Below are 14,419 nucleotides of genomic sequence, written 5' to 3'. Positions count from 1 at the left end.
TCGTTCGCTCGTTATACGAACGAAACGAGCGAAGGCGGGACAAAGTGGCACGAGTGCTCTACCTCGGGGGTTTGGGACGAAGCGGGACAACGCTCGTCGAGCGCCTCCTCGGCGAGCTGCCATCGGTGTGCGCGCTCGGCGAGGTCGTGCATCTGTGGCAGCGCGACATTCTGGACAACGAGCGGTGCGGGTGCGGCTCGCGGTTCTCCGGCTGCGCGTTCTGGAAGCGGGTCGGCGAGAAGGCGTTCGGCGGCTGGGGCAATGTGGACGTGCTCCGCGTGCACGCGCTGCGTGACCTGGTCGAGCGCACCCGGCACATCCCCCGGCTGGCGGCCGGCCGGATGCCGATGGACCAGGTACGGGAGTACGCGAACTTCTACGCCCGGATCTATGCGGCGGCGGCCGAGGTGTCCGGCGCCGCGGTGGTCGTCGACTCGTCCAAGCACAGCGCGCTGGCACACGTGTTGCGCTGGGCGGACGACCTGGATCTGCGGGTCGTGCACGTGGTCCGGGACGCGCGCGGGGTCGCGTACTCGTGGACCAAGACCATCGCCCGGCCGGAGACCGACGGCGAGGAGGAGATGACCCGCTACTCCCCCGGCCGCTCGGCGATGCTGTGGAACGCGCACAACGCCGCCTTCGGGCTGCTCGCCCGGCGCGGCGTGCCGGTGCGCCGGGTCCGCTACGAGGAGTTCCTCACCGACCCGCGGGCCGCGCTGATCCACCTCGCCGACTTCGCCGGGCTCTCGCTGCAGCAGACCGACCTCGGCTTCCTGCAGAACGGCCACGCCGACCTGGGCGTCGGGCACAGCGCGGCGGGCAACCCGATGCGATTCACCGTGGGCCGGCTGACGTTGCGCCAGGACGACGCCTGGCTGCAGAAACTGCCGCCCGCCCAGCGCCGGCTGGTCGGTGCGGTCTGCGCGCCGCTGCTGCGGGCGTATGGCTACCCGGTTTTGAAGGAGGCGTGATGAACTGGCCGTCCGTCGGTGTCGTGATCCCCACCCGCAACCGTCCCGAGCTGGTCCGCAAGGCCATCGCGGCGGTCCGCGAGCAGCGCTACCCGGGCGAGATCAAGGTGGTCGTGGTCTATGACCAGACCGAGCCCGACTACCTGCTCGCCCGCACCGAGGCGACCCAGGTGCTGGTGCTGACCAACTGGCGCACGCCCGGCCTGGCCGGCGCCCGCAACACCGGCATCCTGTCGCTGGAGACCGAACTGATCGCCTTCTGCGACGACGACGACCAGTGGCGGCCGGACAAGCTGCGCCGCCAGGTCGCCGCGCTGCTCGCCGAGCCGGACGCCGAGTTCGCCACCTGCGCGATCGAGGTGGAGTTCGAGGGCAAGACCACGCCGCGGCTGGCCGGCCGCAGCCGGGTCACCACCGACGAGCTGGCCCGGTCGCGGATGGCCATGCTGCACTCGTCGTCCTTCCTGGTCCGCCGCGAGGCGCTCACCGAGGACGCCATCGGCCTGGTCGCCGAGGACGCGCCGGGCAGCCAGAACGAGGACTGGGACCTGCTGCTGCGAGCCGCCCGCCGCACCCCGATCGTGCACCTGGACGAGCCGCTGGTCCGCGTCTTGTGGGGCCGCAGCAGCCATTACGCGTACGAGTACGCCACCAAGATCTCGTCGCTGCGCTGGATGATGCAACGGCATCCGGAGATCAGCGGATGCCGGCCGGGCGCCGCGCGGGTCTATGGTCAGTTGGCCTGCTGGTCGGCCGCGTCGGGCAACCGCAGCGCCGCCTGGCAGTTCAGCAAGGAGGCGGTGCGGGCCAACTGGAAGGAGCCGCGGACCGCCATCGCGTTGGCCGCTATGACCGGAGCTGTCAAGGTAGAGAACGTTCTCTCGGCTCTGCACAAGCGCGGCCGGGGAATCTAGCCACACAAGGGCAAAGGTCACTCTTTTCCGCACAGCCGATCGCCAGGTAGTGTTCACCTGTGTTCGAAATAGTTCGGAACCTTACCTGGGTGTGTGGCTGATGCTCGCGCAGCAGCGGCAGGCCGCGATCCTCGACCGGGTCCGCGCCGCAGGTGGCGTGCGGGTCAGTGAGCTCGCTTCGGAGTACGGCGTCTCCGACATGACGATCCGCCGCGACCTCGAGTCGCTCGCGGACCGCGGTCTGCTGGCGAAAGTACACGGCGGCGCGACCACGGTCAGTCCGGGCTCGGCGCACGAGCCCGGCTTCGCCGCCAAGTCCGTGCGGCAGCGGGAAGAGAAGGCCGCGATGGCGGTCCGGGCCGCGGCCCTGGTCTCGCCGGGCGATGCGATCGCTCTTTCCGCGGGTACGACCACAGCAGGCCTCGCCCAGCGACTGGTCGACGTGCCCTCCCTGACCGTCGTCACCAACTCGATCCCGGTGGCGGACATCTTCTACCGCACCGGCCGTCCCGATCAGACCGTGGTGCTGACCGGCGGCACGCGCACCCCGTCCGACGCGCTCGTCGGGCCGGTGGCGGTGGCCGCGATCGGCACGCTGCACCTGGACATCCTCTTCCTCGGCGTGCACGGCATGAGCGAGCGCGCCGGCTACACCACCCCCAACCTGATGGAGGCCGACGTCAACCGCGCCCTAGTGGAGGCGGCCGAACGACTGGTCGTCCTCGCCGATCACACCAAGTGGGGCACCGTCGGCATCTCGTCGATCGTGCCCCTGTCCCGTGCGGACGTCCTGATCACCGACGACGAGCTCGATGAGGGGGCCCGCGCGATCCTGCTCGAGCAGGTCGCCGAGCTCGTGGTGGTGAACCCCCGGTGACGATCGAGAAGCGGGAGGCGATCCGCCTCTCCGACGGCCGCGAGCTGATCTACTTCGACGAGAAGTTGTCCTCCTCGCGGGCCGACTGGCCGGACACCCGTGACCTGCCACCCCCGCCGCCCACCTCGCAACTGCGGCACGACCCGCTGGTCGACGAGTGGGTGGCGGTGGCGGCGCACCGGCAGACCCGCACGTTCCTGCCGCCGACCAACATGTGCCCGCTGTGCCCGTCCACTCCGGACTTCGCCACCGAGATCCCGGCGCCGGACTACGACGTGGTGGTCTTCGAAAATCAGTTCCCGTCGTTCAGCGACCGGGTCAAGCCGGACGAGATCACCCAGGTGACCGACATGGTGCCGGTCCGCCCGGGGGTGGGCCGCTGCGAGGTGGTCTGCTTCACCAGCGACCACAACAGCGCTTTCGGGTCGCTGACGCCGGCCCGGGTGCGCACGGTGGTCGACGCGCTGGCCGACCGCACGACGGAGATGTCGGCGATGCCGGGGGTGGCGCAGGTCTTCCCGTTCGAAAATCGCGGCATCGAGATCGGCGTGACGCTGAGCCACCCGCACGGCCAGATCTATGCCTATCCGACGATCCCGCCGCGCACCCAGTCCATGCTGGCCGCCTCCGCCAAGCATCACCGAGCGACCGGCAACAGCCTCTATGCCGATGTGCTGGCCGCGGAGCAGAAGGCCGGCGAGCGCGTGATCGCCGCCAACGAGCACTGGACGGCCTATGTCCCGGCGGCCGCCCGGTGGCCCTTCGAGGTGCACGTGGCGCCGCACCGCAGGATGCCCGACATCCCCGCGCTGTCGGACGCCGAGCGCGACGCGTTCGGCCCGCTCTACCTGGACATCCTGAAACGATTCGACGGCCTCTTCGGCAAGCCGATGCCCTATATCAGCGCCTGGCACCAGGCGGTCACCGGCGAGGGTCGCGACCTCGGTTACCTGCACCTGCAGCTGTTCAGCATCCGGCGGGCGGCCGACAAGCTGAAATATCTGGCCGGCAGCGAGTCCGCGATGGGCGCGTTCGTCAACGACATCGTCCCGGAGAAGGCGGCGGCCCTGCTGCGATCGGCCTCATAAGTTAGGGGGCGGGGGGCCCGGGACAAGGCCCCCCGCAGGGAAGGGACGGCAGACGCGCGAAGCGCGCCTACTTTCGGTCGCGCTGGGACAGCGAGAGGAACCGATCGGCGCCCGGGACGAGGCAGCCATACCGGCGGGCGACCCCTCAGCGTCGCGACCGTCATCCGTTCTGCACTAAGAAACGACGCGCGTATCCCCTGGTTACGACAATAAACATGCAATTTGTCGCATGGGTGATGCACAGAAGGGCCGGCCCTCCCGGACCGGCCCCTGCGCGGAAGATCAGCCCAGTTTGCGGGACAGGTTCTCGTCCAGGGCGCTCATGAACTCGTCGGTGGTCAGCCACGGGGCGTCGCGCGAGATGAGCAGCGCGAGGTCCTTGGTCATCTGTCCACCCTCGACGGTTTCGATGCAGACCCGCTCCAGGGTCTCGGCGAACTCGGTCACCGCCGGGGTCTTGTCGAGCAGGCCGCGGTGCTTGAGGCCGCCGGTCCAGGCGAAGATCGACGCGATCGGGTTGGTCGACGTCTTCTCGCCCTTCTGCCACTGGCGGTAGTGCCGGGTGACCGTGCCGTGGGCCGCCTCCGCCTCGACGGTCCTGCCGTCCGGGGTCATCAGCACCGAGGTCATCAGGCCCAGCGAGCCGAAGCCCTGCGCGACGGTGTCGGACTGCACGTCGCCGTCGTAGTTCTTGCAGGCCCAGACGTAACCGCCCTCCCACTTCATCGCGGCGGCGACCATGTCGTCGATCAGCCGGTGCTCGTAGGTCAGGCCGGCCTCGCGGAACTTGTCGGCGAACTCGGTCTCGAAGATCTCCGCGAAGAGGTCCTTGAAGCGGCCGTCGTAGGCCTTCAGGATCGTGTTCTTGGTGGAGAGGTAGACCGGGTAGTTGCGGGCCAGGCCGTAGCGGAACGAGGCGCGCGCGAAGTCGCGGATCGACTCGTCGAAGTTGTACATGCCCATGCCGACACCGCCGGCCGGGAAGTCGGCGACGTGGAACTCGATCGGCGCCGAGCCGTCCTCCGGGGTGAAGGTCATGGTGAACTTGCCGGCCTTGGGCGCGACGAAGTCGGTCGCCTTGTACTGATCGCCGTGCGCGTGCCGGCCGATGATGATCGGCTTGGTCCAGCCGGGCACCAGGCGGGGCACGTTCGACATGATGATCGGCTCGCGGAAGACGACACCGCCGAGGATGTTGCGGATCGTGCCGTTCGGCGAGCGCCACATCTTCTTCAGGCCGAACTCGTCGACCCGCGCCTCGTCCGGCGTGATCGTCGCGCACTTGACGCCGGCGCCGTGCCGCTTGATCGCGTTCGCGGCGTCGATGGTGACCTGGTCGTCGGTCTCGTCCCGGTATTGGATCGAGAGGTCGTAGTACTCCAGCTCGACATCGAGGTAGGGCAGGATCAGCTGCTCCCGGATCTGCTTCCAGATGATCCGGGTCATCTCGTCGCCGTCGAGCTCCACCACCGGGTTGTTGACCTTGATTTTCGCCATCGGCCGGCGCTCCCTCTTCCGCTCTTCCGCTTCTTGCTTCGTAAGCAGTACGAGCGTACTGCATGTTGGGGTGCCGCCGCTGGCGGCCTTCTTCCAGCATCGGCCCTGACGGCAGGCGACGAAGACCTCGTCCTCCGCAACCGGTCCGAGTCCACCGTATCGACCGAGAAGAACGGCACTCGCGCTCCCCCATGGCTGCGCGGTCGCCCCGAGTGATGAGTTCTCGCGCCGGCACCCGTCATACCTAGGTCGGGACACGATGAGGCGGAGGATGACGTGATGGGTGCGGAACTGGCAGGGCCGGAGTTCTCGGGGGCGGAGTTCTCGGGGGCGGAGTTCTCGGGGCCGGCGTTCACTGGACTGGCCGAGCGGCACCGGCGGGAGCTGCACGTGCACTGCTACCGGATGCTCGGGTCGTTCGAGGACGCCGAGGACACGGTGCAGGAGACGTTTCTGCGGGCCTGGCGTCGGCGGGAGACCTTCGAGGGGCGGTCCACGTTCCGGGCCTGGCTCTACCGGATCGCCACCAACGCCTGCCTGGATCTGCTCGCCAAGATCCGCCCGGAGCCGGCGACCGGCGGCGAGGTGCTCTGGCTGCAGCCCTACCCGGACCGGCTGCTCGACGAGCTGCCCGCGGGTGACGCGGACGAGCCGGAGACCGTCGCCGTCGCGCGGGAGACGATCGAGCTGGCCTACCTGATCGCGGTCCAGCATCTCGCGCCGCGTCCGCGGGCCGTGCTGATCCTGCGCGACGTGCTCGGCTGGCCGGCGAAGGACGTGGCGGAACTCCTCGGGGACTCCGTCAACTCGGTGAACAGCGCGCTGCAGCGGGCCCGTGCCGGCATGCGGGAGCACCTGCCCGCCGAGCGGCAGGACTGGACCGGCAACGCGGATGACGCCGGGACGCGTGAGCTGGTGCGCCGCTTCACCGACGCCAGCGTGGCCACCGACATCGACGGGCTCGCCGCGCTGCTGCGCGACGACGTCCGCTGCTCGATGCCGCCTACGCCGGGCCTGTTCGTCGGCCGCGACGCGGTGGTGCGGGACTGGACCGAAAGTGGTTTCGCGGACATGAAGGGACTGCGCGCGGTCCCCGCCTCGGTGAACCGGCAGCCCGCCGTCGCCTTCTACCACTGGCGGGAACGGGACGGCGCCTACCTGCCGCTGACGATCGACGTCCTGCGCGTCACCGGCGGGGCGATCACCGAGATCGTCACGTTCCCCGGCGACCGGTTCCCGCGGCTCGGGCTGCCGGAGCGCCTGCTCGCGGACGGCACGGAATGATCCCGATGCGGCTCCTCGGATTCATCGGCACCGGACTCCTCGCCACGCTCGCGGCGATGATGGCCACCGTCCTCGCCGCCGCGCTGGCCGGGGCAGCCGGCGTCGACTTCGAGATCCCGGCCGGCGGCGAGACGATCCCGTTGCCCGGGTTCGCCGTGGTGACCGGCTTCTTCTCGATCGTCGGCGTCGTCATCGCCGTCGCTCTGTTGCGGTGGAGCGCCCGCCCGGACAAGCGGTTCGTGGGGACGGCGGTGTCGCTGACCGCAATCTCGTTGGTGCCGCCCGTCCTCTCCGGAGCTGCCACCGCCACGATCGTCGCCCTCCTCGCGCTGCACCTCGTCGCCGCCGCGGTGATGATCCCCACCCTGGCGCGGGGCCTGCGCGCCCGATCCAGGTCAGCTGTTCGCGCGACATCCGGGTCGCGTCGGGGGTGACGTAACCGGCCGCGGACAGCATCTACTGCAGACGCATCCGGGGCCCGGGGTCGGATCTCGCCGGCTGGCCGGCCGGCTGGCCGGCTGGTCCGCCGCACCCGCACCGCGCCGGCGGCCTGCGCACGCCACGTTCCCGTGGATCGTCACTTTCGACCACCACGCGGTGGACGACAACTGGGCGGACGAGATCCCCGCAGGATCCGGCGCCCAAGACCCCGGAGGCGTTCCGGGCGCGGCGTTTCAGGCCCATTGCGAGCACCTGCCGCTGCGTCGTGGCTCGCTCCCGCGGGCTGAACATGCGGGTCTACTGGCGGTTCCGGTTCGGCGACCTGACCAGCCACGAAGGCCGGCCCGGTCTACGAAGTCACCGACGACCAGGTTCGGCGACCTGACCGGCCGGTAAGGCCGGCCCGGTCTACGAAGTCACCGACGACCAGGACACGTTCCCCCTGCGCGGCTAGGTTTGCGGGATGTCGATCAGCAGGACCGTCGGGCCGTTGACCGTGACCGCGTTGCTCGACGGTGAGGGGCCGTTCTTCGAGCCGCGCGAGGAGGCGTTTCCCGCGGCCACGGCCGCGCAGTGGGCCGCGGCGGACGCCTTCGATCCGGCCGCGCGATCCGCCGCCGGTGGGTGGTGGTTGCGCTTCCGGAGCTTCGCCATCCGGTACGCGGACGGCCCGGTCACGCTGGTCGACGCGGGCATCGGCCCGGCCACGGCGCCGGCGAGGAGCTGGGCGCCGGTGCCGGGCCGGCTGCCGGACGCGCTGGCCGAAGCGGGCATCGACGCCGGCGACGTGACCGCCATCGTGCTGACCCACCTGCACACCGACCACATCGGCTGGGCGATGCCGCTGGACACCCCGTTCCCCGAGGCCCGGGTGGTGGTGCAGCGCGGTGACGTGGAGGCCTTCGCCGCCGCCCGCGAGGAGGACCTGTTCAGTCCGCTGCGCGCGGCCGGTCGTCTGCACATCCTGGAGGGTGACGCCGAGATAGCCCCCGGCATCCGCGCGATCGCGTCGCCCGGACACACCCCGGGCCACCAGTGCGTGCTGGTCGGCGACGAGTTGCTCGTCACCGGCGACCTGCTGGTGCACGCGATCCAGCTGCTGCACCCGGAACTGGCCTACGGCCACGAGATGGACGCCGCGGCCGCCCGCGTCAGCCGGGAACGCCTGCTCGCCGAGAACCACCCGCTGGCTTCATCACACCTGGGCTCACCGTTCACCCAGCTCACGCCCTGACGGCGGCGGGTCCAATTTGCCGCGCCAGCGGCGGCCGGGGTTTACCGCGACAGCGGGTGGGGCCGGGTTTGCCGCGACAGCGGGTGGGGCCGGGTTTGCCACGCCAGCGGGTGGGGCCGGGTTTGCCACGCCAGCGGGTGGGGCGGGGTTTGCCACGCCAGCGGGTGGGGCGGGGTTTGCCACGCCAGCGGGTGGGGCGGGGTTTGCCACGCCAGCGGGTGGGGCCGGGTTTGCCACGCCAGCGGGTGGGGCCGGGTTTGCCGCGTCAGCGGCGGGCGGGACCACTCACGCACGTCGCCGGGAGGGCGGCCGCGGAAGCGCAGCGTGCGGCCGCCCGGACCGGTCCCGGCGGGAGCGGCGGTCGGTAACCCACCACCCCGCCACGACCGGATCTTGATCTTGGTTGTGCCTAGAGATCCGCGACGTCCGCCTGCTTGGCGCGGACCGCCTCGGCCGCGTCCTTCAGGCCGGAAAGCTCCGACGGCGTCAGATCCGTCTCGACGACCTTCTTGATGCCGGTTGCGCCGATCTCCGCCAGCACGCCCAGGTAGACGCCGTTGATGCCGTATTCGCCATCCACCCAGGCGCAGACCGGCAGGGTCGCGCCGGAGTCCTCGGCCACCGCCTTGGCCATGCGGGCCGCCGCGGCCGACGGCGCGTAATAGGCCGAACCCGTCTTGAGCAGCGCGACCACCTCGGCGCCGCCGTTGCGGGTGCGGGTGACCAGCTCCTCGATCTTGTCGGCGGGCAGCAGGTCGGACAGCGGCTTGCCGTTCACCGTGCACTTCGAGGGCACCGGCACCATGGTGTCGCCGTGCGAGCCCAGGGTGAGCGCCTCGACGCTCTTCACCGGCACCTCGAGGGTCTCGGCGATGAAGTTGGTGAAGCGGGCCGTGTCGAGCACGCCGGCCTGGCCGAAGACCCGGTTGCGCGGGAACTGGGTGGCGAGCTGGGCCAGCGCGGTCATCTCGTCGACCGGGTTGGAGACCACGATCACGACGGCGTTCGGCGCGTACTTCGCGATGTTCTCCGCCACCTGGCGGACGATCTTCGCGTTGACCTCGAGCAGGTCCATCCGGCTCATGCCGGGCTTGCGCGGCAGGCCCGCGGTGACCACGACGACGTCCGAGCCCTCGATGGCCTCGTAGCCCTCGCCGTTCGGGCCGGTGGTGGCGCCGACGACCTTTGTCTCGAAGCCCTCGACCGGACGCGACTGGTTGAGGTCCAGCGCGATGCCGGCCGGCTTGCCGTCGATGATGTCGGTGAGCACCACGGTGTCGAAGATGTCGTACTCCGCCAGCCGCTGTGCGGTCGTGGACCCGTAGAAACCGGCGCCTACGACGGTGACCTTCTTGCCCATGCTTCCCACTCCCAGTTCGCGTTTTTTGGAACCTATCAGCCGCTTACCACGGCTCCGTATGCCGAGGCGAACATCGCCGCCTGTGCCAGATCGATCTTCGCCCCGCTGAGGTCCACGCCCTTGAGCGCGACCCCGCCCAGGTCCGCCCCGCGCAGGTCGGCGCCCTTGAGCACGACGTCCTTGAGCCGCGCATTCGACAGGTCGGCGCCCTGCAGGTCGGCCCGGGTCAGGTCGGCGCCGGTCAGGTCCGCCTCACGCAGCCGCAACCCGGCCAGCTTGGCCGAGGTCAGATTCTGCCCGCGCAGCGACACGAACGCCCAGTCGCCGCCGTCGATCGTCATCGGGCGCAGTGAGCAGTCCAGGAACTGCGTGCCGGTCAGCTTGCAGTCGGTCAGCGTGGCGTCGAAGAACGAGCACCGGGTCATCGTCGACTGCAGGATGGCGCAGCGGGTCAGCGCGACGGCGTTGAAGCGCACGTTGCCGAACTGGCAGTGCGTGAACGTGCAGCCGCTGAGCAGCGACTCGGACCAGTCGATGTCGTGGAACGCGCAGTCCTCGTAGTGGACCTTGCTCTCCTCGGCCAGCGCCCAGTCCTTGCCGCGGAAGGTCTCGTTGTGCACGACCCGGATGTCGGTCATCCGTGGAAGAAGTGCCGGGTTCCGGTGTGGTAGAGCGTGATGCCCGCCTTCTCCGCGGCCTCGACGGCGAGGTTGTCGCGCATCGACCCGCCGGGCTGCACCACCGCCTTGACGCCGGCCGCGATCAGCACCTCGAGCCCATCGGGGAACGGAAAGAACGCGTCGCTCGCCGCCACGCTGCCGCGGGCCCGATCGTCACCGGCGCGTTTCACCGCGAGGTGTGCCGAGTCGACCCGGTTGACCTGGCCCATGCCGACGCCGACGGTGGCGCCGTCGTGCGCGAGCAGGATCGCGTTGCTCTTCACACTGCGGATCGCCCGCCACGCGAACGCCAGGTCGCGCATCGTGGCCTCGTCGGCCGCCGGACCGGTGGCCAGCGTCCAGCCCTCCGGGTCGTCGCCGACCGCGTCGATCCGGTCGGCCATCTGCACCAGCACGCCGCCGCCGACCTGCTTGATCTCGGCCGGCGCGGGCGCCCACGCCGGGGCCACCAGCACGCGGAGCTTCTTCTTCTCGCGGAAGATCTCGAGCGCGCCGACCGCGTAGGACGGCGCCACGATCACCTCGGTGAAGATGCCGTCGAGCTGCCGGGCCATCGCCTCGGTCACCTCGCGGTTGGCGGCGATGACCCCGCCGAACGCCGACACCGGGTCGCAGTCGTTGGCCTTGCGGTGCGCGTCGGCGATGTCCGCGCCGACCGCGATGCCGCACGGGTTGGCGTGCTTGATGATCGCCACGCACGGCTCGGCGAAATCGTTCGCGCTGCGCCAGGCGGCGTCCGCGTCGACGTAGTTGTTGAACGACAGCTCGCCGCCGTGCACCAGCTCGGCCTGCGCGAGACCGGGCGGCGCCGCCCGGTCGAGATAGAGCGCCGCCTCCTGATGCGGGTTCTCCCCATAACGCAGCGGGGTCTGCCGGCGCAGGGCCATCCCGGCGAACTCCGGCCACTCCTCCGGCGCGAGCACGGTGGCGCACCAGTTCGCCACCGCGACGTCATATTCCGCGATGTCCGCGAAGGCGCGAGCCGCGAGCAGCCTGCGCTGCGTCAGCGAGAATCCGCCCTCGTCGAGGGCCTGCAAGATCAGCGGGTACGCGGTGACGGCGGTGACCACGGCGACCGAGGGGTGGTTCTTGGCGGCCGCCCGCACCATGGCCGGCCCGCCGATGTCGATCTGCTCGACGCACTCGTCCACACTCGCGCCCGAGGCGACCGTGGCGGTGAACGGATAGAGGTTGCTGACCAGCAGGTCGAACGGCTCGATGCCGAGCTCGGTCAGCTGGGCTTCGTGGGCCGGCAGCCGCCGGTCGGCGAGCAGACCGGCGTGCACCTTGGGGTGCAGCGTCTTGACCCGGCCGTCGAGGGTCTCGGGGAAGCCGGTGACCTGCTCGACCCGGGTCACCGGCACGCCGGCCGCCTCGATCGCGCCGGCCGTGGAACCGGTGGAGACCACCTGCACCCCGGCGGCGTGCAGTGCCTGCGCGAGCTCGACGAGTCCCGTCTTGTCGTACACGCTCAACAGCGCGCGCTTGATCGGGCGACGGTCCTCAGCTGTGCCGCTACCCAAGCCTGGACTATCAGTCGGCGGAGCTGTCACGGGATTCGTACCTTTCTGTCCTCGATGGTCCAGCCCTCGCGGACCAGGCGGCCGACCTGCTCGACCAGTTGGGCGCGCTCGGCCACCTTGATCCGCTCGGTCAGCGTCTCCTCGGTGTCGTCCTCGAGCACCGGCACGCTGACCTGGGCGATGATCGGCCCGGTGTCGACACCGGCGTCGACGAAGAAGAGCGTGGCGCCGGCGATCTTCACGCCGTAAGCCAAAGCGTCGCGCGGGCCGTGCATGCCCGGGAAGGACGGCAGCAGCGCGTTGTGCGTGTTCAGATAACGCCCCTCGAAAGCGGCCAGGAAGACCGGGCCGACCAGCTTGAGAAAGCCGGCCGAGATGACCAGGTCGGGCTTGTGCTCGGCGACGAGAGCGGTGAGTGCGGCGTCCCAGTCGTCGCGGGTCGTGAACGCCTTGACGGACGCCACGAAGGTCGGCACGCCGGCGTGGGCGGCACGGTCGAGCCCGGCGATGCCGTCACGATCGGCGCCCACGGCGACCACCTGCGCGCCCCACGCGGGGTCGGCGGATGCGTCGAGCAACGCCTGCAGGTTGGAGCCGGAACCGGAGACGAGGACGACCAGGCGGGCGGGCGCGGGGTCGGTCACCTGAGCACCCTATCTCCGCTTCTGCGACGCGCCGCGGACGGGTCGGCTCGCGGACAACACAAACCACTGATCATCAGTTACGCTGCCCGTCTTTCAACTTGTTCTCAGGAATCGTTTTTCAACACGGAGGATTCACGTGACGCCACCCCCTTACTACGGACAGCAGCCGCCCGCGGCGGCCGGCAATGACAAGGTGACGCTCTGGGGCGTCCTGGGCATCGTCTTCGCGATCTGCTGCCCGATCCTCGGCATCGTCTTCTCCGTGCTCTGCCTTCTGGAGTCGCGGAAGGTCGGGAAGCCGCCGACACTGGCGTACGTCGGCTTCGGCATCGCGGCGCTGAACATCGTCGTCAACATCATCCTGGCGGCGACCGGCGCGCTCGGTGGCCTGTACGGCACCAACTGATCCACCCCAGCTGAGAGGACGCCCCGGCCGATGGCCGGGGCGTTCTCCTTCTCTCTGTTCCCGGCTGCTCTGTTCCGGCTGCTTCGCTGCCTGCTATTTGGCTTTGCTGCGGAACTGGCGCACGGCGGCCGCGCCGAGGCAGGCGGACACGCCGACGACGACGGCCGCGACCACCCCGACCGTCCACGGGTTCGGGCCGAGGTCGGACAGCCGGCCGTCGCCGAGCGCGCCACCGGAAATCGCCGCCAGCAGGCCCAGCACCAGGCCGGCGACCGGGCCGGCGAGCACCGCCGAGCCGAGGATCGTCGGCCAGCCGAGGTTGGCGCGCTCGGACTTCGCGGGCAACGCCGCATCCCGGCGCAGCCGATAGGTCAACAGGCCGCCGGCCAGCAGCCCGGCCAGCACCGGGACGGCGAGCAGCAGCACGCCGGCCGAGCCCATCGGTCCGGCGGGCAGGCCGGCCAGCAGCGGCAGGGTCGGCAGCGGGCCCACCGTCACGTCGGTCAGTCCCACCTCCGACCCGGCGCCCAGCGCGAATCCCGGGCCGAGCAGATAGGCGGTGGCCCAGATCGCGCCGTTCGCGCCGAACGCCAGGCTGACCAGCGTGATGCCGGCCTGACCGGCCACCCCGGTGCGGTAGGCGGCGATCATGTCCGCCGCCTGGCCGCCGCCGATCGCCACCGAGAGCCCGGCCGCGCCGGCTCCGGCGGCCAGGATCAGCAGCGTGGCGACCATGCCGGTGCGCAGGGCGTGGCGGGCGGCGGCGGGCAGCCGGCGGGCCAGGACCACCACCGCGTCGGTGCCGCGCAGGGAGCCGACCAGGGCGCCGCCGACGCCGACCACGAAGAAGTGCGTCGCCGCGCGGAGTGCGGACACCTCCAGGCCGGGACCGCTGATCAGCATCGCGGACAGGGCGCCGAAGACTGCGTACCAGAGACCGACCGTGCCGGCCACCACGAAGGCGGCGCGCGGGGAGCCGCTGCGGCGGGCGCCGATCGCGCGGGTGACGTGCAGGCCGGCGCGGTTGAGCCGCCAGCCGGCCAGCAGGGTGAGCAGCAGCGGGGCCAGCGACACGGCGCCGATCGAGGTCTGCAGCGGCACGCCGTGGCCGAGCAGCCAGGCGGCCAGCCCGCCGGCCGCGGCGCCGCCCAGGCCGCCGGCGCCCTCGAAGGTGCGGGCCAGGCCGATCACCGCGGCGACCGGCAGATAGGACAGCAGCGCGGCCCAGAGCGTGGCGAAGCCGGCCGCGACGATCAGCGGGGCGCGGCCGGCGCGCTCGGCCGGGCGACGCTGGCCGGGCAGCTTGACCGTCTTGCGGTCGAGGGACACGGTCTCGCGCGGGTCGCCACGGCGAACGTCGACCCGCCGCGTCGGATGGTTCGCGACATCGATCTGCACCGTTTCGCGGGCGGCAGCATCCTCCACTCCGGCGGCGCCCTCGTCGGGGCCGTCCGAGCCGTCGGGATGATCCGGCGTGCTGGGCATCGGCGCCTACTTTTC

General features: G+C 70.8%; 15 protein-coding genes. 9 read left to right on the top strand and 6 right to left on the bottom strand.

Annotation, left to right across the window (positions count from 1 at the left end):
- The first annotated feature begins 44 nt into the window (after window positions 1–44).
- The 4 genes from ACZ6TI_RS10570 to galT all read left to right on the top strand — a co-directional run bounded on the left by ACZ6TI_RS10570 (window position 45) and on the right by galT (window position 3,850).
- Window positions 45–971 (top strand): sulfotransferase domain-containing protein, encoded by a 927-nt coding sequence (locus ACZ6TI_RS10570; RefSeq protein WP_465344730.1) that lies wholly within the window; start codon window positions 45–47, stop codon window positions 969–971.
- Window positions 971–1,885 (top strand): glycosyltransferase family 2 protein, encoded by a 915-nt coding sequence (locus tag ACZ6TI_RS10565; protein ID WP_465344729.1) that lies wholly within the window; start codon window positions 971–973, stop codon window positions 1,883–1,885. Before ACZ6TI_RS10570 ends, ACZ6TI_RS10565 begins: the two co-directional genes overlap by 1 nt.
- Window positions 1,886–1,985: 100 nt before the next feature.
- Entirely contained in the window at window positions 1,986–2,762 is a 777-nt protein-coding gene (locus ACZ6TI_RS10560) for a DeoR/GlpR family DNA-binding transcription regulator (RefSeq protein ID WP_465344728.1), read from the top strand.
- Window positions 2,759–3,850: a galactose-1-phosphate uridylyltransferase gene (gene galT / locus ACZ6TI_RS10555; protein ID WP_465344727.1), complete on the top strand. Its 1,092-nt coding sequence runs from the start codon at window positions 2,759–2,761 to the stop codon at window positions 3,848–3,850. The genes ACZ6TI_RS10560 and galT overlap by 4 nt, the downstream gene beginning before the upstream one ends.
- 282 nt (window positions 3,851–4,132) lie before the next feature.
- Here the strand turns inward: galT and ACZ6TI_RS10550 are convergent, their stop codons facing one another.
- Window positions 4,133–5,347 (bottom strand): NADP-dependent isocitrate dehydrogenase, encoded by a 1,215-nt coding sequence (locus ACZ6TI_RS10550; protein WP_465344726.1) that lies wholly within the window; start codon window positions 5,345–5,347, stop codon window positions 4,133–4,135.
- Between the two features lie 279 nt (window positions 5,348–5,626).
- On the opposite strand from ACZ6TI_RS10550, the gene ACZ6TI_RS10545 reads away from it, so the two are divergent.
- The 4 genes from ACZ6TI_RS10545 to ACZ6TI_RS10530 all read left to right on the top strand — a co-directional run bounded on the left by ACZ6TI_RS10545 (window position 5,627) and on the right by ACZ6TI_RS10530 (window position 8,306).
- A complete protein-coding gene (locus ACZ6TI_RS10545) occupies window positions 5,627–6,631 on the top strand; it encodes an RNA polymerase subunit sigma-70 (protein WP_465344725.1) in 1,005 nt (334 codons plus the stop codon).
- A gap of 5 nt (window positions 6,632–6,636) precedes the next feature.
- Complete coding sequence (locus ACZ6TI_RS10540; protein ID WP_465344724.1) at window positions 6,637–7,065, top strand: DUF6069 family protein; 429 nt, start codon at window positions 6,637–6,639, stop codon at window positions 7,063–7,065.
- Window positions 7,031–7,468 carry an alkaline phosphatase D family protein gene (locus ACZ6TI_RS10535; RefSeq protein WP_465344994.1) on the top strand — a complete coding sequence of 146 codons (438 nt, stop codon included), beginning with the start codon at window positions 7,031–7,033 and terminating at the stop codon, window positions 7,466–7,468. The genes ACZ6TI_RS10540 and ACZ6TI_RS10535 overlap by 35 nt, the downstream gene beginning before the upstream one ends.
- A gap of 67 nt (window positions 7,469–7,535) precedes the next feature.
- Window positions 7,536–8,306 carry an MBL fold metallo-hydrolase gene (locus ACZ6TI_RS10530; RefSeq protein WP_465344723.1) on the top strand — a complete coding sequence of 257 codons (771 nt, stop codon included), beginning with the start codon at window positions 7,536–7,538 and terminating at the stop codon, window positions 8,304–8,306.
- Between the two features lie 409 nt (window positions 8,307–8,715).
- Here ACZ6TI_RS10530 and mdh read toward each other — a convergent pair whose 3' ends face one another.
- From mdh to purN, 4 genes are read right to left on the bottom strand one after another with little or no spacing between them, the layout of a single operon-like run.
- Window positions 8,716–9,666: a malate dehydrogenase gene (mdh, locus tag ACZ6TI_RS10525; RefSeq protein ID WP_465344722.1), complete on the bottom strand. Its 951-nt coding sequence runs from the start codon at window positions 9,664–9,666 to the stop codon at window positions 8,716–8,718.
- Window positions 9,667–9,701: 35 nt separating this feature from the next.
- Window positions 9,702–10,304 carry a pentapeptide repeat-containing protein gene (locus ACZ6TI_RS10520; protein WP_465344721.1) on the bottom strand — a complete coding sequence of 201 codons (603 nt, stop codon included), beginning with the start codon at window positions 10,302–10,304 and terminating at the stop codon, window positions 9,702–9,704.
- The gene (purH, locus tag ACZ6TI_RS10515; RefSeq protein ID WP_465344720.1) at window positions 10,301–11,869 is read right to left on the bottom strand and encodes a bifunctional phosphoribosylaminoimidazolecarboxamide formyltransferase/IMP cyclohydrolase; all 1,569 of its coding nucleotides are present in this window, start codon (window positions 11,867–11,869) and stop codon (window positions 10,301–10,303) included. Before purH ends, ACZ6TI_RS10520 begins: the two co-directional genes overlap by 4 nt.
- Window positions 11,870–11,895: 26 nt before the next feature.
- Window positions 11,896–12,513, bottom strand: coding sequence for a phosphoribosylglycinamide formyltransferase (gene purN, locus ACZ6TI_RS10510; protein ID WP_465344719.1), 618 nt, complete (start codon window positions 12,511–12,513; stop codon window positions 11,896–11,898).
- 136 nt (window positions 12,514–12,649) lie between these two features.
- Here purN and ACZ6TI_RS10505 point away from each other — a divergent pair, with 136 nt between their 5' ends.
- Window positions 12,650–12,919, top strand: a complete 270-nt coding sequence (locus ACZ6TI_RS10505; RefSeq protein WP_465344718.1) for a DUF4190 domain-containing protein — start codon at window positions 12,650–12,652, stop codon at window positions 12,917–12,919.
- A 93-nt stretch (window positions 12,920–13,012) separates the two neighbouring features.
- On the opposite strand, the gene ACZ6TI_RS10500 is transcribed toward ACZ6TI_RS10505, so the two are convergent.
- Window positions 13,013–14,404 carry a cell division protein PerM gene (locus tag ACZ6TI_RS10500; protein ID WP_465344717.1) on the bottom strand — a complete coding sequence of 464 codons (1,392 nt, stop codon included), beginning with the start codon at window positions 14,402–14,404 and terminating at the stop codon, window positions 13,013–13,015.
- Window positions 14,405–14,419: the final 15 nt, after the last annotated feature.

The organism is Actinoplanes sp. NPDC051388, from assembly GCF_055586225.1.
Note: the sequence above shows the minus strand (reverse complement) of the source record. Positions and strands in the feature narration are given on the sequence as shown.

Excerpts from the sequence above, each read along its gene's own strand:
- ACZ6TI_RS10565 (WP_465344729.1), top strand. The coding sequence starts at position 971 with ATGAACTGGCCGTCCGTCGGTGTCGTGATCCCCACCCGCAACCGTCCC.
- ACZ6TI_RS10560 (WP_465344728.1), top strand. The coding sequence starts at position 1,986 with ATGCTCGCGCAGCAGCGGCAGGCCGCGATCCTCGACCGGGTCCGCGCC.
- ACZ6TI_RS10550 (WP_465344726.1), bottom strand. The coding sequence starts at position 5,347 with ATGGCGAAAATCAAGGTCAACAACCCGGTGGTGGAGCTCGACGGCGAC.
- ACZ6TI_RS10545 (WP_465344725.1), top strand. The coding sequence starts at position 5,627 with ATGGGTGCGGAACTGGCAGGGCCGGAGTTCTCGGGGGCGGAGTTCTCG.
- ACZ6TI_RS10540 (WP_465344724.1), top strand. The coding sequence starts at position 6,637 with ATGCGGCTCCTCGGATTCATCGGCACCGGACTCCTCGCCACGCTCGCG.
- ACZ6TI_RS10530 (WP_465344723.1), top strand. The coding sequence starts at position 7,536 with ATGTCGATCAGCAGGACCGTCGGGCCGTTGACCGTGACCGCGTTGCTC.
- mdh (WP_465344722.1), bottom strand. The coding sequence starts at position 9,666 with ATGGGCAAGAAGGTCACCGTCGTAGGCGCCGGTTTCTACGGGTCCACG.
- ACZ6TI_RS10520 (WP_465344721.1), bottom strand. The coding sequence starts at position 10,304 with ATGACCGACATCCGGGTCGTGCACAACGAGACCTTCCGCGGCAAGGAC.
- ACZ6TI_RS10500 (WP_465344717.1), bottom strand. The coding sequence starts at position 14,404 with ATGCCCAGCACGCCGGATCATCCCGACGGCTCGGACGGCCCCGACGAG.